The organism is Agrobacterium sp. SUL3, assembly GCF_001263295.1.
Taxonomy (GTDB): Bacteria; Pseudomonadota; Alphaproteobacteria; order Rhizobiales; family Rhizobiaceae; genus Agrobacterium; species Agrobacterium tomkonis.
The window spans coordinates 306140-325901 of the sequence record NZ_KQ414502.1; the positions used below are offsets into that span (position 1 = coordinate 306140).

Consider the following 19762-nt stretch of genomic DNA (forward strand, 5'->3'; position numbering starts at 1 on the left):
AACCCGTTGGCCGCAGCGTTTCCACGCCCGGCAATCAGTGGATAGAGCGTTCGGTCGCGGCGTCGAAAAGATGAACCTTGGACGGATCGAGCCCGATCCTAAGCTCCTCGTTCGGCGCCGGGCGAAGCTGCGGCGGCATTCTTGCGGTCAACGCCGCATCGCCGAGGCTGAAATGGACGAGTGTGTCTGAACCCAGCGGCTCCACCACCTGCACCTTGACCGCAAGCTGCGTATCGAAGCCCTCGGCGGGGCCGAAATGTTCGGGGCGAATGCCGACGATGACTTCGCGGCCTTAGAGGCCCGTTTCGCGCGCTGGCCGGATGGCCTCCATCGGCAGGGAATTGCCGTCGGAAAATGTCAGCCGGTCGCCGTTCACCCTGGCGCGGGCGAAATTCATGGCGGGTGCACCGACAAAACCGCCGACGAAGACGCTTTCCGGGCGGTTATAGACCTCGTCCGGCGTGCCGACCTGCTCGATATCGCCGCCGCGCAGGATGACGATGCGGTCGGCCAGCGTCATGGCCTCAACCTGATCATGGGTGACATAGATGATTGTCGTGCCGAGCTGTTGGTGCAGGCGCTTGATTTCCGTGCGCACCTGTCCGCGCAGCTTGGCGTCGAGGTTGGAAAGCGGCTCGTCGAACAAAAAGACCTGAGGACGGCGCACGATGGCACGGCCCATGGCCACACGCTGGCGCTGGCCGCCGGAAAGCTGGCCGGGGCGGCGGTCAAGCAGATGCTCGATGCCGAGCATCTTCGCCGCCTCATCGATGCTGGCATTGGCCTGCGAGGCGCTCACACCGCGCACTTTCAGGCTGAACCCCATGTTTTCGCGCACGGTCTTGTGCGGATAAAGCGCATAGTCCTGAAACACCATGGCGATGTCACGTTCACGCGGCGGCAGCCGGTTGACGACGCGATCGCCGATCATGACCTCACCGCCGCTGATGCTCTCAAGCCCCGCGACCATGCGCAGCGTCGTGGATTTGCCGCAGCCGGAAGGCCCGACGAAAACCACGAATTCGCCATCGTTGATTTCAAGGTCTATGCCCTTGACGATGCGCAGGGCACCGTAACTCTTGTCCAGCTTGCGCAGGCTGACTGAAGCCATATTTTCCTCCTCACAACCGGCGCGCCCAAAATCCGGATGGACGCAAAAGCCGGTATCAACCTTCAAGTTCCACGCATCGCTCTGTCGAAAATCTGTCCCGATTATCCGGCGATAGCGTGGGATGGCGAAACGCCTGTCTCCCTAATTCCGTGATATTACCTTTCACAAAAAGGAAATCAATAGTGTATCAATTTTATTTCTGACAGAAATCAAAAACTATTAAGTTGTTGATTTAAAGAAATATAGTGGCGAAACTCGCCGCAAGGCAGGTTGTCGCTTCCTTGCCTCCCGTCAAATTCTTGCCTCCATGTGGATCACGCGAATATGCGGCGATCTCAACGTATGCGAGAAACGTAGCGGGCAACCGTATGGTCAAACCAAGTCCATGAGACTTCAGCCACCGCGCCATCCTGCGCCTGGCTGAGACGCAGCACGCGCGGCACCGGCGCGCCCGGCTTCTGACCGAAGGCCTCGGGTGCCCATTCGGGTACATCGCCCAGATCGATGCGGTCTTCCGCCTTCGATATCCAGAGATTGAGACGGGTGCGGTAATAGAGATAGAGGGATTCCGACATGTGCTCGATGGCGATCGTGTCGACATAGGAGCCATCAAGCCAGATTTCCTCGATTGCCGCCGGCTTTCCGGCAATGCGCCGGAGGCGGCGGATGCGATGTCCTTCCGCTGAGGTGCCGAAAGCGGGCAGGGCGGCGGGCTTGGCAAGCCGCGCCACATCCAGAACCTCCGCCGTCGGCAGGCCGCCGCCCTCGATCATCTCAAGACGGAAGAAGGCGTAAACGCTTTGCGGATCGCTGACGGCACGGATGTAATTGCCCGAACCCTGCACGCGTTCCAGCAACCCGCGCTCCTGCAGTTCTGCGAGCGACTTGCGAAGCGTGCCGACGGCGATGCCGAGATCGGCAGCCATATCCCGTTCCGGCGCCAGCTTTTCGCCGTCGATCAGCCGGCCCGCGGCCACCTCGCGCACCAGCATTTCAGCGATCTGCAGATACATGGGCAGGCTGCCGCCAGTGTGTTTCATGATGCCGTTTCCTCCCCGAAACAAAAATTGATACATCATTGATTTACATATTTCTTGATGTTATGCAAGAAAAACAAGAGCGGCCCTGAGGAGGAATTGCATGACCGTCGTACCCGTTACATCCGCTGATCTCGATGCTGCCGAGGTCTCCTGGTTTTCCGCTTTGTGCTCCGATGATTACGCCTATCTGGGCGTGCCTGACGGTAGCCTGCGCTCCAGTTTTGAGCATTGTTCCGATATCGTCAAAAAGGCCGAGGAACTCGGTTTCCGCAACATCCTCTGCCCCTCATCCTATCAGGTCGGGCAGGATACGCTGAGCTTCGTCGCCGGCTGCGCGCCGATCAGCGACCGTATCAATTTCCTCGCGGCGATACGCTGCGGCGAGATGCAGCCGATCATGCTCGCACGCACGGTGGCCACGCTCGATCACATGCTGAAAGGCCGCCTGACGCTCAACGTCATCAGTTCCGACTTTCCCGGTGAAGTGGCCGACAGCGCGTTTCGTTACAAGCGCAGCCATGAGGTCGTTGAGATACTGCGTCAGGCATGGACACGTGACACCATCGACCATGACGGCGAGATCTACCAGTTCAAGGGCGTCTCCACCGAGCCGGCACGACCCTACCAGCAGAATGGCGGACCGCTGCTTTATTTCGGCGGATATTCGCCGGATGCGCTCGAACTCTGCGGCGCGCAATGCGACGTCTATCTGATGTGGCCGGAGACGAAGGACCAGCTGGCGGACCGCATGCGCGCCGCCAACGAACGCGCTGCTGCCCATGGCCGCACGCTGGATTACGGCCTGCGTGTCCATATGGTGGTGCGCGATACCGAACAGGAAGCCCGCGAATATGCAGAGCATCTCGTCTCGAAGCTGGATGACGAATATGGCCAGCTGATCCGCAACCGCGCCCATGACAGCGGCTCGCTCGGCGTGTCGCACCAGGCGCGTGCCCGCGAACTGGCTGACAAGTTCGGTTATGTCGAACCCAATCTCTGGACCGGCATCGGCCGGGCGCGCTCCGGCTGCGGCGCGGCTCTCGTCGGTTCGACGGATCAGGTTCTGTCGACGCTGGAAGAATACCAGAAGATGGGCATTCGCGCCTTCATTCTTTCCGGCTATCCGCATATTGACGAGGCGGAACACTTCGGCAGCAAGGTTCTGCCGCAGATGAAAACCTGCTCCCTGCCGCATGCTTATGGCCGGGTGCCTTCTGAAACGCCTGCCACGCCGCTCGGCAACGGGGAACGCCACTGATGGAACGCATCGCTCTTTCTGAAACATTGGAACTCAGCCGCATCGTTTACGGCATGTGGCGCATCGGTGACGATAAGGACACGTCGCCCGCCCATGTGCAGGCCAAGATCGAGGCCTGCCTGGCGCAGGGCATCACCACCATGGATCAGGCCGATATTTACGGCGGATACACGGCGGAAGCCATTCTGGGTAGAGGCCTGAAGGTTGCTCCGGGACTGCGTGACAAGATCGAAATCGTCACCAAATGCGGCATCGTCGCGCCGGCCGGACGGCACTCCGCCGCCCGCGTCAAGCACTACGATACGACGGCTGGCCATATCAATGCGTCGGTCGAGGCATCCCTGCGCGACATGGGAACCGACTATGTCGATCTCCTGCTCATTCATCGCCCTGATCCGCTGATCGATGCGGAGGAAACCGGCAAGGCGCTCGACGCACTGGTGGCGTCGGGCAAGGTGAAGGCCGTTGGCGTCTCCAACTTCCGCCCATGGGACTTCTCGCTGCTGCAATCTGCCATGAAAAACCGGCTGGTGACGAACCAGATCGAAATGAGCCTGCTTGCCACGGATAGTTTCACCAATGGCGATCTCGCCTTCCTGCAGGAAAAGCGGGTTTCGCCGATGGCCTGGTCGCCGCTTGGCGGCGGCTCGCTGTTTTCCGGCGCCCATGGTGGAACAATGGCGGCGCTGCAGCGCATCGGCAAGGAGCAGGGCGTGGATGCCACCGCTGTCGCCATCGCCTGGCTTTTGCGCCATCCGTCGAAGATCGTGCCGGTGCTCGGCACCAACAATATCGAACGCATCAAAACGGCGGCTGACGCCCTGCGCGTCACGATCGACCGCCAGACATGGTTTGAGCTTTATACACTCGCAATCGGAAACGAGGTGCCGTGATGACAGTGGCAATGGCAGAGGCGATCAAAATGCCCAATGAGCATGTATTCGTTCCCGGCGGCGAAAACAGCCGCAGTTTTCGCAACGCGCTTGGCGCCTTCACGACGGGGGTTACGGTGGTGACGGCCACAACACCGGAAGGCCCGATCGGCATGACGGTCAACAGCTTTGCGTCCGTGTCGCTCGATCCGCCGCTGGTGCTGTGGTCGCCTGCCAAAAATTCGTCGCGTTATCCGGCCTTCAGCGGCGCCACCCATTTCGCCATTCATGTGCTGAGCGCCGATCAGGATGTGCTGAGTGCCCGCTTCACCCGCAACGGCCGTGCCTTTGACGATCTGGACTGGGAAATGAACGATGAGGGTGTGCCGGTCATTCCCGGAACACTCGCCCGGTTTGAATGCCGGCAGGCCGCCGCCCATGATGCGGGAGATCACACGATCATCGTCGGCGAAGTGCTGCGCGCAGCCCACCGCGATGGTGATCCCCTGTGCTTTTCAGGCGGCGCCTTCGGCCGGTTCTCCAGACAGTAGGAAAAACTTGGCGATGCTGCTGTCGCCCGGTTAATTTTTACGGGGTGCGCCCGCTGCACTCCGTATTTATCCACGACTGCAGACGGCAGGTTTTTCCGAGGCGCTGAAGCGTCTCGGAAAAAGAGGTTAGGCAGCAACGGAATCGGGTTGACCTTTGCTTTCCGGTTTTTGCGGCTCGGCATGTTTTCCGGCTGGTTTTTTCCGGGAAAACAGGCCGGTGAGAAAATGGCCGAACCGGTCCATCTCCACGAAGATGACAGGCGTGATGAACAGCGTCAGCAATTGCGAGACGATGAGGCCGCCAACCACGGCGACGCCGAGCGGCTGGCGCAGCTCCGAACTTGCACCTGAGCCGAGTGCGATGGGAAGCGCCCCAAGCAGCGCGCAGAAGGTCGTCATCATGATAGGCCGGAACCGGCGAACGCAGGCTTCGTGGATGGCGGTGACGGGCGGTTCCGCCTTTTCGCGCATCAGCTCCACCGCAACGTCGATCATCATGATCGCGTTTTTCTTGACGATACCGATCAGCATCAAAAGGCCGATCAGCGCGATGATCGAAAAATCCATGCCCATCACCTTCAATGCCACCAGAGCGCCGAAGGCGGCCGCCGGCAGGCCGGACAAGATGGTCAGCGGGTGGATGAAGCTTTCGTAGAGAACGCCGAGAACCACATAAATGGTCAGTACCGCCGCCAGAATGAGGATGCCGGTATTGCCCTGGCTCTGCTGGAAGATCGCCGCCGTGCCGCCATAGCTGGTGAAAACGTCCTGTGGCAGACCGATCGTGCTCTTGAGCTGATCGATCTGGCTGGTGGCATCGGAAAGCGCCACCCCATCCGGCAAGTTGAAGGAAATCGTGGTGGAGACGAGCTGGCCGGTCTGGTTGATGGTGACCGGTGCTTGGGTGCGGGTGAGGCTGGCGAAGTTGGACAGCGGAACAAGAACGCCAGACTTGGCCGAGAGAATATTGATATCGCTGAGGAAATCGTCATTCCACTGTTTGGAGCTGTCGAATTCCACGATCACATCATAGCTGTCGCCGGTCGACTGGATTTGCGCCGCCGTATAACCGCCGAAGGACATTTCCAGCGTCTTGCGCAGTTGGTCGTTGGTGATGCCGAAGGCGGCCGCCTTTTCCGGGTCGACGGAAATCGTTGCGGCGATCGCGCCGTTCTGGGCATCTGAGGTGACTGACGTGAAGGTGTGGTCGCGGCGCATCGCTTCCATCAGCTTGTTAGACCAGTCATTGGTGGTGTCGGCGTTCAGGCCCTGAACGACGAGCTGGTACTGGCTGGCGGAGCTGCGCCCGCCAAAACGCAGGCTCTGCTGCGGATTGATATAGGTGCGGATGCCGGCGACTTTCGATGTGGCCTGCCCCAGTTCCGTCAGTACCTGGCTGAGCGGCGCGCGTTGTTCCTTGGGCTTCAGTTCCACGAACATCGAACCGTTGTTCAGCGGATTGCGGGAATTGCCACCGACGATGGAGGTGACATGCACAACGGCCGGATTTTTGCGGATCTGGTCCGCGACCTGAGCCTGAAGGTCACGCATCGCAGTATAGGAAATGTCTTCGCGTGCCTGCGTCGACACGGAAAGGCGGCCAATATCCTCCTGCGGGAAGAAGCTGGAGGGCAGGGTCTCGAACAGATAGAGCGAGGCGGCAATCGAGGCCAGAAACGAAGCCAGAACCACACGGCGGTGGGCAAGGCACCAGCCGACGGCACGGCCATAACCACGCAGCGTGCGCTCGAAACCGGCATCGAACCATCGGACAATGGCTGGCGGTCTCGACGAATTGCCGGAAAGGCGCGAGGCGAGCATCGGCGTTACCGTGAGCGATACCAGCGCCGATGCCATGATCGCGAGCGTGACGACCATGCCGAATTCGTTGAATAACCTGCCGATCACCCCACCCATCAACAGGATGGGAATGAACACGGCAACCAGCGAGATGGACATGGACAGGATGGTGTTGCTGACTTCCGCGGCCCCCTGAAGAGCCGCTTCCCGCATGGTCAGCCCCTTTTCATGCAGGCGCAAGATGTTTTCCAGCATGACGATGGCGTCGTCGACCACAAGCCCCACGGACAATGTCAGGCCAAGCAGTGAGATATTGTCGATGCTGTAACCCAGCACATACATCGCACCGAAGGCGGTGATCAGCGACAGCGGCACGGCAAGGCCTGGAATGATGGTCGCCGTCAGGTGGCCGGTGAAAAGATAGATGACTGCGACGACCAGCCCGATGGTAAGGAAAAGCGTGAATTGCACATCGGAGATCGCGTCCGTGATGGCTGTCGAGGCATCGTTCATGACATTGATATTCACCGAGGGCGGTAATTGCTGGCGAAGTGCCGGCAGCTTGGCCTTTATGGCATCCACAACATCAACGGTATTGGCGTCCGGCTGGCGCTGCACGGCAAGCACGATGGCCTGTTCGCCATCAAACCAGCTGCCCGCATTGGTATTGTCGATGCTATCGGTGACATTTGCGATATCGCCGAGATGGATGGGAGCGCCGTTGTTCGTCGCGACAACCAGCGAGCGGAAGGCAGCAGCATCGGTGCGCTGGGTATCCGCCTCGATCGTCAGGCGCTGATTGTCGTTTTGCAACGCGCCGACAGGCACCTGATTATTCGCCTGCGCAATGGCCGTTGTCACGGTATCGACGCCGAGCCCTCTTGCCTGAAGTTGCGCCGGATCGAGGCCGATCCGCACGGCATAGGTCTGCGCGCCGTAGATGCTCACCTGCGCGACGCCGGAAATGGTCGACAGAAGCGGCGAGATAATATCTTCGGCGATTTCATCTACCTTGCTGGTCGGCATTTCCTTGCTGTTGACGGCAAGCAGCAGCACCGGCGCATCGGCCGGGTTGGTCTTGCGGTAGCTCGGCGTTGTCGTCATGTTGCTCGGCAATTGCCGCTGCGCCCGCGAAATTGCGGCCTGAACGTCGGCAGCCGCCGCATCGATATCGCGGTTGAGGTCGAATTGCAGCACGATCGAGCTGTTGCCCAACGTATTGGTGGCGCTGATCTCGCTGACGCCCGGAATGGTCTCGAACTGCTTGACCAGCGGGGTGGTGACCGATGTGGCCATGGTCTGCGGCGAAGCGCCTGATAGCGACGACGAGACGCTGATTGTCGGAAAGTCGACCTTCGGCAGTGCGGCGACGGGCAGCAGACGGAAACCTGCCAGCCCGGCCAGCACGAGGCCGATGGCGAGAAGAGTGGTTGCGACGGGCCGGTTGATGCAGAAATTGGAGATCATGGTTTGCCAGCCCCTTCCTGCGGAACATTGGCGGCCAGATTGCCGTCTGCGCCACCCTTGTCGGAAAACTGCTCGACAACCTGCTGGCCGTCGGTGAGTTCCGACTGGCCTTCGACGATCACATGCTCTCCACCGGACAGGCCGCTGGCGATGGCGGTGAGATCGCCGTTCGATCGGGCGACTTCCACCGTCGTCATGTGGACCCGGTGGTTCTCATCGACAGTATAGACAAAACTTCCCTTCGGCCCCGGCCGAACCGCGACCGTCGGCACGACGATCATCTCCTCATCCGAGACGAAGTGGGCGGTGACGTTGACGGACTGGCCGGGCCATAAAAGGCCGCGGTCGTTCTTGAATTCCGCTTTCGCCAGCACGGTACCGGAGGTCTGATCCACCGTATTATCGTAAAAGCGCAACACGCCCTGCATGGCCTCGCCGCCGGTCGCCGCCGGGTCGACATTTACAGCTGTGCCTTTCTCCAGGCCCTCGCGCAATTGCGGCAGGTAACGTTGGGACAGGCGGAAACTGACGTCGATGGGGTCGTATTTCGTGATCGTCACGATATTGACGCCGGCGCTGAGATAAGCGCCGGGGCTGACGCTGATATCGCCCAGCCGCCCATCGAAAGGCGCACGAATCTCCATATTCTCGAGCGTCACCTGGTCGGAGGCCAGTGCCGCGCGGTCAGCGTTGATCTTGGCGCTGGCCGAATCCCGCGCCGCCTTGGCCAGATCCAGCACCTGCTGTGCTTCGGCATTCTGCTTGACCAGATTGGCGGCGCGCTGGAAGGCCGCCTCTGCCTGATCAAGCGTCGCCTGATCGGCGGCAATATTGGCCTTGTCCTTGTCGACGGCCGCGCGGGCAATGCGGTCATCCATTTTCAGGATCAGATCGCCGGCCTTGATATGCTGGCCGTCCTTTGCCGTGATTTCGGTGACGAGACCGGCCTGAAGCGGGGCGATATTGGTAATATCGGCCGCAACCGCCCAACCCGTTGCCATGGCATCCATCGGCAGCGTCGCCTTGTCGACGGCGATGGTGCTGACGGTGGGCGGTCCGCCATTGCGCCGTCCGCCCCCTTGTCTTTGGCCCTGTTGTGGGGCGGTCTGGCCGTTTTGTGCGTGCTGCGCCCTGGTATCCGTTGCGGCGGGGTCCGTATTTTGCGAGACGCTGGCGAATTGCTTGAGATAGGGAATTTGATCGAGCGGCAGGCGATCCCTAAAATACCACGCGCCGATGGCTGCGATGGCAAGAACGCTGAGGGCGGTCCAGAAACGTTTCATCTGAAGGTTCCGCATAATGAGAGCGATACATGCTTTCCCGAACATGTGCGGCAAGCTTTGGGAGCAGCTTTCTCCCAGAAGATACCCATTGCGCTGCGAAATCACCTTAAACTTTTGTAATGGCGGCGACAATGTCCACGGCGCTACGCCTTGCGGAGCAGGGTGTGTGGCGGCTTTCAGCCTATGCCGGTCACCGGGCTTACCGCATGACAGCCGCTGCCCACTTCGGACTGTGCCTCAAAGATCAGCATCTGTGTTCACTAGTGCCATCAGTTGATGGAGCGAAATGTCGTCGATATGCATGCTGACCGGCAGACAATTCCCCCTGTCGGTTTCAGCCAAAAAAAAGCCGCCTCGTTTCCGGGGCGGCTTTGGTGTCAGCGGGGCGGTGCCATGGGTCAGAAGGCCCGGATGGCGTTGCGCGTCGCAAGGACATCCTCGGCCACATTGCCCGTCGTTGCCGGAACGGAGCCGACGAGATCGAGGAACTTGTAAAGTTCGGTTGCCTGCGAATTCGTGACGTAGATGATGTCGCGATCCTGCATCGGGAACTTCGTGCTGGCGAAGAAGGTCGACGGATCGCGCAGATTGGCGCGGAAGATGACCGGAACGTCTTGTCCGGGGAACTTCGACGTATTGATGCCGAGTTTGACCAGCAGGTCGCGCTTGACGGTGCGATAAACATAGACCTGGGCCGGGTCCGCGCGGGAATCGAGCAAACCGCCCGCCTTGCCAAGCGCATCCGAAAGCTTGAGATCGGCGTCCTCGAATTCGAAACGGCCGTTGAGGCCGGAAGCGCCGAAGGCCAGATAGGTGCGGCGCTCACGTTCCACCATGATCGTGTCGCCCGGAACCACATAGATGTTTTCGGTCGGCGTGCTGACGAGGTGATTATAGTTGACGCGCGCAGTCTTGCCGCGGCGGATCAGCGTCACATAGGATTCGATATTGGGGGCGCTGAGGCCCTTGGCATAGGAAATCACGTCAAGAACGCGATCGCCCGCTTCCGAAAGCTGGACCTTTGTCGGTTCCTTGACGTCGCCAAGCACGGAGGCCTGCGCCGAACGGCTGGAAATCTTGGTGATGAGAACCTGCGGTTCGATGGCGCGGTTGGCAAGTCGCTCCTCGATTTCGCTCTGTACATCCTCGACATTGCGGCCGGTCGCGCGGATCTTGCCGGCATAGGGCACGCTGATATTGCCTTCCCGATCCACCGTCTGGTTCGGCAGGCTGATGAAGTTGCCGGGGCGGCTGCCCGCATCGTTCGGAATAAACAGACCACCTGCCTGGCTTTCGAAAATCGCCACCTGCACCACATCGCCGACACCCATTGGCAGCGCAGGCACACCGCCCTTGCCACCGCCGAAGCTGCCGAGCAGGGTCGTCGTCGTGGTGTCGCCGACATAATTCAGGACGGAACTGTTTATGTCGATCAGCGCGTAGTCGACGCCTGCGGTTTTCTGTTTGTCCTTGGAACCGAATTTGACCGAAGCGTTGGATTCGATTGACGCCGCATCGGGCCCGGACGCCGCTGTGACCGTGCAGCCTGCCAGTGCTGCGGAGGCAAGCAGAATCGAAACATTCAATAAACGCATTTGGTCCTCAAAATGAATTTCGTCCAAAAAGTAAAAACAGTCCGGACATCGTATAATTTTAAAAAAATAGACACGTCATAAACAGCGCCGGTAAAGGAACCTCAACCGGTATTATATCCCTTAAGCAGAATCGTATTTAGAAACTGCTTCCACCTGCATTGGGCATATGCCGAATTCCAGGTGATGCTTCAAGCTCTTCATCAACCATCTTTGCCAGAAAGCTGCAATCATCTGCAATTCATGGTTCAGAGGAGCGTTGATGTTGTTGTTTTAATATTCAGTCGGAGGTCATAATCTCTTCGATTGCTGCATTGCGCTAGTGCAGTTTTGTCACGCTCGCGCAGTTTCTTCGTTTTTTGATATCGGTTCAGATTAATCAATTGCTTTTGAAAAGTTATTTTTGTTCAAGCCGCTGAATTAAGCGCAGTGTGTTCACATCAGTTACGAGTTGTTTCTTGATTGCTTCTTTGTGTCCTACAAAAAAATCGTGGTCCAGAAATCTAGTCCGGACCACGATCATTTTGGGCGATGAGGCTGCTAGCGCAAATTCTCTTTGAGAGAATTATGCAGTGAACCAGTCGCTGCCAGTAAGGTGAACGCCCGAAACGACGATCTTCTCACCCTTGTGCGCGCCATCCACATTGTAGCTGAGGATGGTGTCGTCATCAAAGTTCGACAGCGTCCAGTTCGAGATAGTCGTGCCGACCAGCTTGAGCTTGTCCATGCTGGCGTTGAAACCAGTGATGGTGTCGGTGGCAAGGCTCTTGGCCATGTCGCCGAGATTGAATACGAAAGTATCGGCGCCGCTGCTGGCGATGATGTGATCGATGCCCTTGCCGCCGGTTACCAGCGAGGAGGCAAGTTTGACGCCGCTCAGATCGATCGTGTCGTTGCCGTCGCCGGCATCGATCTTGACGGAGGTGAAGCTGCCGTCGGTGACGCCAGCGCCGCCATTCACAGCCTGGGTGCCGACAATGCCTGAACCGGAAGCGTCGTTAAATGCAGTACCGGCCTTGACGATGATCGTGTCGTTGCCTGCGCCAGTATCGATATTGAAGGCGTTTACCCAGCCCTTGTCGTTCGAAACGACAGAAAGCACGACCGTGTCGTTGCCCGCACCGGTGGAGATGTTGCCGCGCTTGGCATTGAGGACTTCAACACTGGAAGAACCCGTGCCGCCGAGATGAACGTCAACCTGAACGAAATCCTTGAACGAGAGGTTTTCAGAAGTGTCGGACTTGGCGAGAGCATTCTTGACCGAATTCCATGCCGACGACACGTCGAAGGTGAAGCCGTTCGTGCCGGCGTTGTATCCGACATCGACCTTGCCGCCCGTACCGCTGCCAGGAACGGTAACCGCACCGACATTGACCACGCCGGTGTCGAGGGAGGAGCCGATTTTGGTCTGCGTCGTCGATTCCGTGAGGAGCTCGTAAGCTTCCTGATCGACAAGATTTGTGAGCGACGAAACTGTTGAAGCGCCGCCATTACCGAAAGTGACAGTTAGAGCCATGTTACTCTCCCATAAATTTTTTGAGACTGAAATGAATTGAAATTTACTTTAAACTTAGCAATGCATGCGACATTTAATCCATAAAAAATAATAAAACAAGAGACTAAATTACGCTATTTTTAAAAGTATATTGAGCATCTATCTGGATATTTACAAATGTTTTCATTTGGATAGCATTCGGTGTAAAGAAGCTCATTCCTGTATGAAGGTTTTATTAATCCGGTCCTGAAACGGTTTCACGAAATAGGATAGAACGCTTCTCTCACTCGTCTGTATGAAGACTTCCGCCGGCATTCCGGGGTATAGTTTCCCGCCCGGAAGATGCTGCATGCCGATTTTATCCGGTTTGATTCGCAAGGTGTAAAAGGATGCGCCGGTTCGGGAATCCATCTGCAGATCGGGAGCGACGACGGCGACTTCGGCAACGACATCAGGCGTCGTGCTTTGGTTGAAGGCCGTGAACCGGATGGTGACCGGCTGGCCGACGTAAATCTGGTCGATGTCTCGCGGAAGTATGTCCGCTTCGATTGCAAGGTCGTCTTTCTCCGGCACCACCAGCATCAGCACTTCGCCCGGCTGAATGACGCCATTTATATTGTGCACGGAAAGCTGATAGACACGCCCGGTGATCGGTGAACGAATATCAAGGCGATCCAGCTGATCGCGGGTTGCGGCAAGCCGTTCTTCATATTCGGCGACCGTTGCCTCGACCGATGTCAGGTCTTTGGTAACTTCGGACTTGCGGTCTTCGTCAAGCTGAAGCAGCTGCAGGTCCATTTCACTCATCTTGCCCACCGTCTGGGCGCGGGCCGCCATATATTGGCCCTGCTGGCCTTCGAGGTTGGAAAGCTGCCGCTTTAAAAGATTGAGCCGCTGAAGCGTTACGAGCCCCTTGCTGTAAAGTTCCTGCGTCTTGGAAACATCTTCCTTGACGATGGCAAGCTCGTTTTCGGTTGCCTCAACCTGAACGCCCATGCCTCGCGCCTCATCAAGAAGTTGCTCCTTGCGCGTTGCCAGCTGTTTTTTCATGCCGGTCAGCGCGCTGAGGCGGCTGTTGAAAAGCCCCTGTTCGCTGTCGATGAATGTCCTGGCGGCTTTCGGATTGGTCAATCCCACCAGATCTTCCGGCACGGTGAAAGATGAGGCTTCGGTAATTTCGGCGCGCAGGCGCGCACGGCGTGAATAAAGTTGCGCAAGCGTGTTCTCAACGATGGATAAATTGGCCTGAACGATCGTGTCGCTCAGCCGCAGCAAAATCTGCCCTGCATCGACCCTGTCGCCTTCGGCGACCTTGATCTCGCTGACAATCCCGCCGGAAAGGTGCTGGATTTTCTTGGAGTTTCCTTCGACGACGACCCGTCCCGTGGCGACGACTGCGCCGGCAAGCTTTGCCATGGCCGCCCAGCCACCCAATCCGACGAGAAGGCCGATGGCGAGAACCATCACTGCCAAGGAGTGCTTTACGAGAGACGCATTCGTGACGCCGGCTTTTTCCTGCTCAACCATTTTCGCCCACCCGGTTTTCGATCTTGCGCGTTTCTTCCTCCGCTACTGGCACCTGATGCAGGTTTTGCCGCAGGATTTGCGCCAGCACCTCTTCCTTCGTGCCGAAGCGAAGCATCCGGCCGCCGCTCATGACCATGACGAGATTGACGCTTTCGATGGCGCTGGGGCGATGGGCGATGACGACAACGATGCCGCCCCGCGCCCTGATATCGCCGATTGCATTGCGCAGCGCCATCTCGCCTTCGCTGTCCAGATTGGAGTTGGGCTCATCGAGAAGCACAAAAAACGGCTCGCCGAAAAGCGCGCGCGCAAGGCCGATGCGTTGCTTCTGCCCGCCTGATAAGGCCTCGCCACGATCGCCGATATAGGTGTCGTAGCCGTTGGGCAGGCTCAGGATCAGGTCATGAACCTGGGCGGCCTTGGCCGCCGCAACGATTGCTTCCGCTGTCGCATCACGGTCAAAACGCGCGATATTCTGCGCGACGGTTCCCGCCATCAATTCCACCTGCTGGGGCATGTAGCCGATGGATTTGCCGAGAACTTCGAAATCCCATTGGTTCAACGCGGCACCATCGAAGCGCACGGAACCGCGGTCATAGGGCCAGATTCCCGTCATCAGGCGCGCCAGCGTTGATTTTCCAGAGGCGCTTGGGCCAATGATCCCAAGCCCGTCGCCAGCATTCAGCGTAAAGGAAATATCGGCAACCGTGTCGCGCGCGGCACTCGGCGGCCCACCCGTCACGCGATCGACGGCAACGGTATATTGCGGCCGCGGCAGGGAAAGTGGCGGCGGCGGCTCCGGCACAAGTTCAAGAAATTCGTTGATGCGTTTCCAGCCCTGTCGCGCCGTCATGAAACTGCGCCAGTTGGCTATCGCATGTTCGACGGGGCCAAGCGCCTTTGCCGAAAGGATCGAGCCTGCGATGATGCTGCCCGCTGAAGCATTGCCCTCGATGACCAGCACGGCGCCGATTGCCATGACGCCGGATTGCAGCAGCAGGCGGAATGTGCGCGATATCGCGCCAAGCATGCCCGCCGTATCGGATGTCGACAGTGTGACGGCGCGATATCGCGAATGCAGTTCGCTCCACATCGACGTCACCGCACCCATCATCGCCATGGTTCTGATGGATTCAATATTGCGCTGACTATTGCCAACGAGCGCGTTTCTCTGTCCACGCGCGGCATAAGCCTGTTTGGTCGCTTTTTCGGTGAGCCAATTGGTCAAAAGTGTCAGGACAACAAGAATGACGGCGCCGCCAAGCACCGCAAAGCCGATCCATGGATGCAGGGCAAAACAGATCAGCAGATAGATGGGTAGCCACGGAATGTCGAAAAATGCTCCGGGCCCCGGGCCGGACAGAAACTGACGTATCTGATCGAGATCGCCGACGATCTGCAATCCGTCGATCTTGGCGGAGGCAAGAAGAGGAGCGCCGATCGATGCCCTGAAAAGCTTCTGATTGAGCGCGTCGTCGATATTATCGGCGATACGCGCTAATATCCGGCTGCGCAAAACATCAAAGCCCATCAGAAAGGCGTAGAGGATGATGAGGAGAACGACCAGCGCGACAAGCGAAGGGATGCTCTTGCTGGGCAAAATGCGGTCGTAAACCTCCAGCATGAAGAGCGAGCCGGAGAGATTAAGTATGTTCATCAGCGCACTGGCGAGGCCGACAGCGAAAAAAGCGCGCCTATTTTTTGTTAAAAAAGAATTAAATAAAAACATATCAACACCTAAAACTGCGCGAAAATCGCACGATCAGTGAAATTAGGCAATGCTGTTTAAAGATGATCTGGAAAAACTGATTAATGCGCCGAATGCATAATGTCGTCCAGATGTATAAACCTGCATAAATCAATCAGCGCAACCCATTTGTACTGGTCGCCGACGTGATTGAAATGTCTACACTTTCAAAAGTCGTTCATGCTGCATTGAGCTGGTGGTGGCGTGGATTTGTGCGCTCAAGCCACCAGGCGGATATCTGCTGCTGCCTTGCTGAAGCTCCTCTCCCCAACCTTGAATCTTCTCATGTCGTCGCAAGGTCATTGACAAGGCGTCTTATCGAGATATTCTGTTATAAAGATGCATATAACATAATAATGGAACATCGAGTTGAAAAAAAGAGCTGGGAGCTTGACCATGAGACGTAAAATTGCATTTCTTGCCACCGCCGCGCTGTTGCTGGCGCCGGGTGTGATGATGGCTGCGGAGAAGGGTGGCGTCATCAATGTCGCGACGATCGGCGAGCCGCCGACACTCGACCCCATGGCCTCGACCGCCGATCTCGTCGGCATCGTCACGCAGCATATTTTCGAAACGCTTTATACCTTCGACAAGGGCTGGAAGGTGACGCCGCTTCTGGCCGAAAGCCTGCCCGAAATCAGTGCGGATGGCAAAACTTACACCATCAAGCTCAGGCAGGACATCAAGTTCCATGATGGCAGCGACATGACTTCGGAAGATGTCGTCGCCTCGCTCGGCCGCTGGATGAAGATCGCCTCGCGCGGCAAGCAGGCCGCCGGGTTCATCGACAATATTTCCGCGCCAGATGCCGGAACGGTGACGATCACCCTCAAGCAGCCCTATGCGCCGCTGACCTCGCTTCTGGCTTTCAACAATTCCGCCGCCATCATTCTGCCGGCTGAAAAACAGGCTGAGCCGATGGCCGAATTTGTCGGCACCGGTCCTTATATGCTGAAGGAACGCAAGGCGGACCAATATATCCAGCTCGTGCGTTTTGATGGTTACAAATCCCGTGATGGCGAAAGCGACGGTTATGGTGGTGCCCGTCATCAATATCTCGATGAAATTCGTTTCGTTCCGGTGCCTGATCCGAATACCCGCGTCGAAGCTGCCGTTTCCGGCCAATATGACTATGTCGATTCCATTCCGGTGGAATCCTTCGACAAGGTGAAGTCTTCTTCCGCCTCGCAGCCGCTGATGCTGAAGCCCTTCGGTTATCCGGTCTTCGTGTTCAATACCAAGGAGGGGCTGTCCTCCAAGCTTGCGGTCCGCAAGGCGGTGACCGAAGCGCTGAACATGGAAGACATGCTGGCAGCCGCCTTCGGCAGCACGGATTTTTACGCGCTTGATGGTGCCTATTACCCCGACAATTTTTCCTGGCACACGGAAGAGGGCGTCGAGGGCAATTATAATGTCGGCAACCCGGAAGCCGCCGCCGAAAAGCTGAAGGCTGCCGGTTATAATGGCGAGCCGCTGCGCATCCTCACCAGCCGCCAATACGAGTTCCATTACAAGATGGCGCAGGTTGCCGCCGAATATCTGAAACTCGCCGGTTTCAAGGTGGATATGCAGGTGGTGGACTGGGCGACGTTGACGCAGCGCCGCGCCGATCCGAAGCTCTGGGATATCTATATCACCCACAGCCCCTTCCTGCCGGAACCGGCACTGATCGGTGCGCTCTCCACCGGCTCGCCCGGCTGGTGGGATACGCCGGCGCGCAAGGCGGCGGTTGATGCCTTCACGTCTGAGGCGGATCCGGACAAGCGCGTCGCACTCTGGGCCAATGTACAGAAAACGATGTATGCCGAGCTTCCGCTCATCAAGATCGGCGACTTCAACGCGGTGGCGGCCAAGTCCAACAAGCTGGAAGGCGTCGATCCGGCTCCCTGGCCATACTTCTGGAACGCTTCGGTCACGAAGTAAGACCAGCCTCGCCGTGGATGTCGGGCATGACATCCGCCCGCCGTCAACCCTGCCTCGAGCCGGGGTCCAGCGCGATCAAGTCCTTGATCGCAAGGGAGCCTTTCACCACGCAGACGCGTGGTGGCTGGATGCCGGATCATCCTCGGGCCTGACCCGAGGACCGGCATGACGGAAGCAAGTGTTTTCCGACCGTGAGTGCCGGAATTACCGGCACTCATCGACAACTCTGTTCAACCGTCGCCTGATGGCGGCCCATCACGCGCTTCGGAGCCTTCATACGTGATACGGTATATTTTCCAGAGACTTGCCGGAATGATCGTGGTGATGTTCCTCGTCGTCACCATCGTTTTCGTCATCCTGCGCGTCACGCCAGGAGATCCGGCCGCCGTGATGCTGGGGCCGGATGCCTCGGCGCAGGATATTGCGGAGCTGCGCACAAGGCTCGGTCTCGATCAGTCGCTTGGCGTGCAATATCTCTATTATATCGGTCAATTGCTGAAGGGCGATCTCGGCCAGTCGATCTTCCTCAACATGCCTGTTGGATCCGCGCTGTTGGACCGGGCGGAGCCGACTTTCTTCCTGACGATCTTTTCGCTGCTGATTGCCAGCGTCATCGCGCTGCCCATCGGCATCTACGCCGCTTACCGGCGCGGTTCCTTCGTGGATCAGGCCGCGACCACCATTGCGATGCTTGCGGCGAGCATTCCGAGCTTCTGGCTCGGCCTCATTCTCATGCAGGTCTTTGCCGTGCGGCTCGATATGTTCCCGGTGTCGGGTTATGGCGGGCCGGGTGCCAGCTTCATGGAGCGCATGTATCACCTGACCTTGCCGGCAATCGCGCTCGGTCTCGTCTCTTCGGCCCTCATTCTGCGCTTCACCCGCGCCTCGATGCTGGATGTTCTCGGCGACGATTATGTCCGTACTGCAAGAGCCAAGGGCGTCAAGGAGCGCCGGGTGGTGATGAAACATGCGCTGAAGAATGCGCTCATTCCCATCCTAACCGTGCTTGGCCTCACCGCCGCCGTGTTGATTTCCGGTGCAGTGGTGACGGAAACCGTCTTCGGCCTGCCGGGCGTCGGCAATCTTGTCGTGTCGGCCGTGCTCCGGCGTGATTATCCGGTCATCCAGGGTGCGCTTCTCATCATCGCCGGGCTTTACGTGCTCATCAATTTTGCAATCGACATGCTTTACCTGCTGGTCGATCCGAGGGTTCGTTACTGATGGCCGATATTGTTTCCACCACCCCGCCGGCGCGCAACCCGACCATCCTGTTTATTCGGCGCCTGTTGAAGCGCAAGACGGTCGCTGCCGGTCTTGTCGTTCTGGTCGTCTTCGTGCTGCTAGCCGTTTTCGCGCCGATGATTGCGCCTTATTCGCCGTCGAAACTGTCGATCGTCAATCGCCTGAAGCCGCCGAGTGAAATTTACTGGTTCGGCACCGACGAGTTCGGCCGCGACGTGTTTTCCCGCACCATCTATGCCGGAAGACTGTCGCTTCTGGTCGGTGCCGCCGTTGTGGCGCTTTCGGCGCTGATCGGCATCACGCTCGGCCTGCTCGCTGGCTTCTTCCAGAAGCTGGATACACCGATCGCGCGGCTGATCGATGCCATGATGGCCTTTCCGGATATTCTGCTTGCCATCGCGCTGGTAGCGGCACTCGGCCCGTCGCTCACGACTGTCATCATCGCGCTTGCCGTCGTTTATTCGCCGCGTCTTGCCCGCATCGTGCGCGCCTCGACGCTGGTGATCCGCGAGTTACCTTATGTGGAGGCGGCCAAGGCGCTCGGCATCTCCACCTTCCATATCATGACGCGGCATGTGCTGCGCAATCTGGTCTCGCCGATCCTCGTGCAATGCACCTTTCTTTTCGCCAGCGCCATGCTGGCCGAGGCCGGGCTTTCCTTTCTGGGGCTTGGTGTCAGCCCCGAAATTCCAACCTGGGGAACCATGATCTCCGCCGGCCGCCAATATATCGGCCAGGCCGACTGGATGACCTATTTCCCTGGCTTTGCCATCATTCTTTCCGTGCTGTCGCTGCAAATGGTCGGTGACGGGCTGCGGGACATGCTCGACCCAAGACTGCGAAGGGATTTGTAA

At 58.2% G+C, this 19762-nt stretch carries 13 protein-coding genes and 1 pseudogene; 6 read left to right on the forward strand and 8 right to left on the reverse strand.

Annotation, left to right across the window (positions count from 1 at the left end; all coding sequences use genetic code 11):
• Positions 1-34 precede the first annotated feature (34 nt).
• Together AKG12_RS12525 and AKG12_RS12530 are read right to left on the reverse strand one after the other, a co-directional pair.
• Positions 35-1111, reverse strand: a pseudogene (locus AKG12_RS12525) (ABC transporter ATP-binding protein).
• A 335-nt stretch (positions 1112-1446) separates the two neighbouring features.
• Positions 1447-2151 (reverse strand): GntR family transcriptional regulator, encoded by a 705-nt coding sequence (locus AKG12_RS12530; protein WP_052819037.1) that lies wholly within the window; start codon positions 2149-2151, stop codon positions 1447-1449.
• A 100-nt stretch (positions 2152-2251) separates the two neighbouring features.
• Here AKG12_RS12530 and AKG12_RS12535 point away from each other — a divergent pair, with 100 nt between their 5' ends.
• The 3 genes from AKG12_RS12535 to smoA are packed head-to-tail and all read left to right on the forward strand — an operon-like array spanning position 2252 to position 4832.
• Positions 2252-3409, forward strand: a complete 1158-nt coding sequence (locus AKG12_RS12535; protein ID WP_046800783.1) for an LLM class flavin-dependent oxidoreductase — start codon at positions 2252-2254, stop codon at positions 3407-3409.
• Positions 3409-4302, forward strand: a complete 894-nt coding sequence (locus tag AKG12_RS12540) for an aldo/keto reductase (protein WP_052819038.1) — start codon at positions 3409-3411, stop codon at positions 4300-4302. Before AKG12_RS12535 ends, AKG12_RS12540 begins: the two co-directional genes overlap by 1 nt.
• Before the next feature lie 5 nt (positions 4303-4307).
• Entirely contained in the window at positions 4308-4832 is a 525-nt protein-coding gene (gene smoA, locus AKG12_RS12545) for an NADH-dependent FMN reductase SmoA (protein ID WP_046801089.1), read from the forward strand.
• 126 nt (positions 4833-4958) lie between these two features.
• Here smoA and AKG12_RS12550 read toward each other — a convergent pair whose 3' ends face one another.
• The 6 genes from AKG12_RS12550 to AKG12_RS12575 form a co-directional block, all read right to left on the reverse strand.
• The gene (locus AKG12_RS12550) at positions 4959-8099 is read right to left on the reverse strand and encodes an efflux RND transporter permease subunit (RefSeq protein ID WP_052819039.1); all 3141 of its coding nucleotides are present in this window, start codon (positions 8097-8099) and stop codon (positions 4959-4961) included.
• Positions 8096-9382 (reverse strand): efflux RND transporter periplasmic adaptor subunit, encoded by a 1287-nt coding sequence (locus AKG12_RS12555; protein WP_052819082.1) that lies wholly within the window; start codon positions 9380-9382, stop codon positions 8096-8098. Before AKG12_RS12555 ends, AKG12_RS12550 begins: the two co-directional genes overlap by 4 nt.
• A 398-nt stretch (positions 9383-9780) precedes the next feature.
• Positions 9781-10977 carry a polysaccharide biosynthesis/export family protein gene (locus tag AKG12_RS12560; protein WP_046800786.1) on the reverse strand — a complete coding sequence of 399 codons (1197 nt, stop codon included), beginning with the start codon at positions 10975-10977 and terminating at the stop codon, positions 9781-9783.
• Positions 10978-11539: 562 nt separating this feature from the next.
• The gene (locus AKG12_RS12565) at positions 11540-12490 is read right to left on the reverse strand and encodes a M10 family metallopeptidase C-terminal domain-containing protein (RefSeq protein ID WP_052819040.1); all 951 of its coding nucleotides are present in this window, start codon (positions 12488-12490) and stop codon (positions 11540-11542) included.
• A 192-nt stretch (positions 12491-12682) separates the two neighbouring features.
• The gene (locus tag AKG12_RS12570; RefSeq protein ID WP_052819041.1) at positions 12683-13996 is read right to left on the reverse strand and encodes an HlyD family type I secretion periplasmic adaptor subunit; all 1314 of its coding nucleotides are present in this window, start codon (positions 13994-13996) and stop codon (positions 12683-12685) included.
• Positions 13989-15725: a type I secretion system permease/ATPase gene (locus tag AKG12_RS12575; RefSeq protein WP_052819042.1), complete on the reverse strand. Its 1737-nt coding sequence runs from the start codon at positions 15723-15725 to the stop codon at positions 13989-13991. Before AKG12_RS12575 ends, AKG12_RS12570 begins: the two co-directional genes overlap by 8 nt.
• A 414-nt stretch (positions 15726-16139) precedes the next feature.
• On the opposite strand from AKG12_RS12575, the gene AKG12_RS12580 reads away from it, so the two are divergent.
• The 3 genes from AKG12_RS12580 (at position 16140) to AKG12_RS12590 (ending at position 19762) form a co-directional block, all read left to right on the forward strand.
• Positions 16140-17666 (forward strand): ABC transporter substrate-binding protein, encoded by a 1527-nt coding sequence (locus AKG12_RS12580; RefSeq protein ID WP_052819043.1) that lies wholly within the window; start codon positions 16140-16142, stop codon positions 17664-17666.
• Between the two features lie 279 nt (positions 17667-17945).
• Positions 17946-18887: an ABC transporter permease gene (locus AKG12_RS12585; RefSeq protein ID WP_046800791.1), complete on the forward strand. Its 942-nt coding sequence runs from the start codon at positions 17946-17948 to the stop codon at positions 18885-18887.
• Positions 18887-19762: an ABC transporter permease gene (locus tag AKG12_RS12590; protein WP_052819044.1), complete on the forward strand. Its 876-nt coding sequence runs from the start codon at positions 18887-18889 to the stop codon at positions 19760-19762. Before AKG12_RS12585 ends, AKG12_RS12590 begins: the two co-directional genes overlap by 1 nt.

Bases quoted from the DNA above. Each gene is read 5' to 3' on its own strand.
- AKG12_RS12540 (WP_052819038.1), top strand. From the start codon at position 3,409: ATGGAACGCATCGCTCTTTCTGAAACATTGGAACTCAGCCGCATCGTT.
- AKG12_RS12575 (WP_052819042.1), bottom strand. From the start codon at position 15,725: ATGTTTTTATTTAATTCTTTTTTAACAAAAAATAGGCGCGCTTTTTTC.
- AKG12_RS12570 (WP_052819041.1), bottom strand. From the start codon at position 13,996: ATGGTTGAGCAGGAAAAAGCCGGCGTCACGAATGCGTCTCTCGTAAAG.
- AKG12_RS12580 (WP_052819043.1), top strand. From the start codon at position 16,140: ATGAGACGTAAAATTGCATTTCTTGCCACCGCCGCGCTGTTGCTGGCG.
- AKG12_RS12530 (WP_052819037.1), bottom strand. From the start codon at position 2,151: ATGAAACACACTGGCGGCAGCCTGCCCATGTATCTGCAGATCGCTGAA.
- AKG12_RS12565 (WP_052819040.1), bottom strand. From the start codon at position 12,490: ATGGCTCTAACTGTCACTTTCGGTAATGGCGGCGCTTCAACAGTTTCG.
- AKG12_RS12550 (WP_052819039.1), bottom strand. From the start codon at position 8,099: ATGATCTCCAATTTCTGCATCAACCGGCCCGTCGCAACCACTCTTCTC.
- AKG12_RS12590 (WP_052819044.1), top strand. From the start codon at position 18,887: ATGGCCGATATTGTTTCCACCACCCCGCCGGCGCGCAACCCGACCATC.
- AKG12_RS12555 (WP_052819082.1), bottom strand. From the start codon at position 9,382: ATGAAACGTTTCTGGACCGCCCTCAGCGTTCTTGCCATCGCAGCCATC.
- AKG12_RS12560 (WP_046800786.1), bottom strand. From the start codon at position 10,977: ATGCGTTTATTGAATGTTTCGATTCTGCTTGCCTCCGCAGCACTGGCA.
- AKG12_RS12535 (WP_046800783.1), top strand. From the start codon at position 2,252: ATGACCGTCGTACCCGTTACATCCGCTGATCTCGATGCTGCCGAGGTC.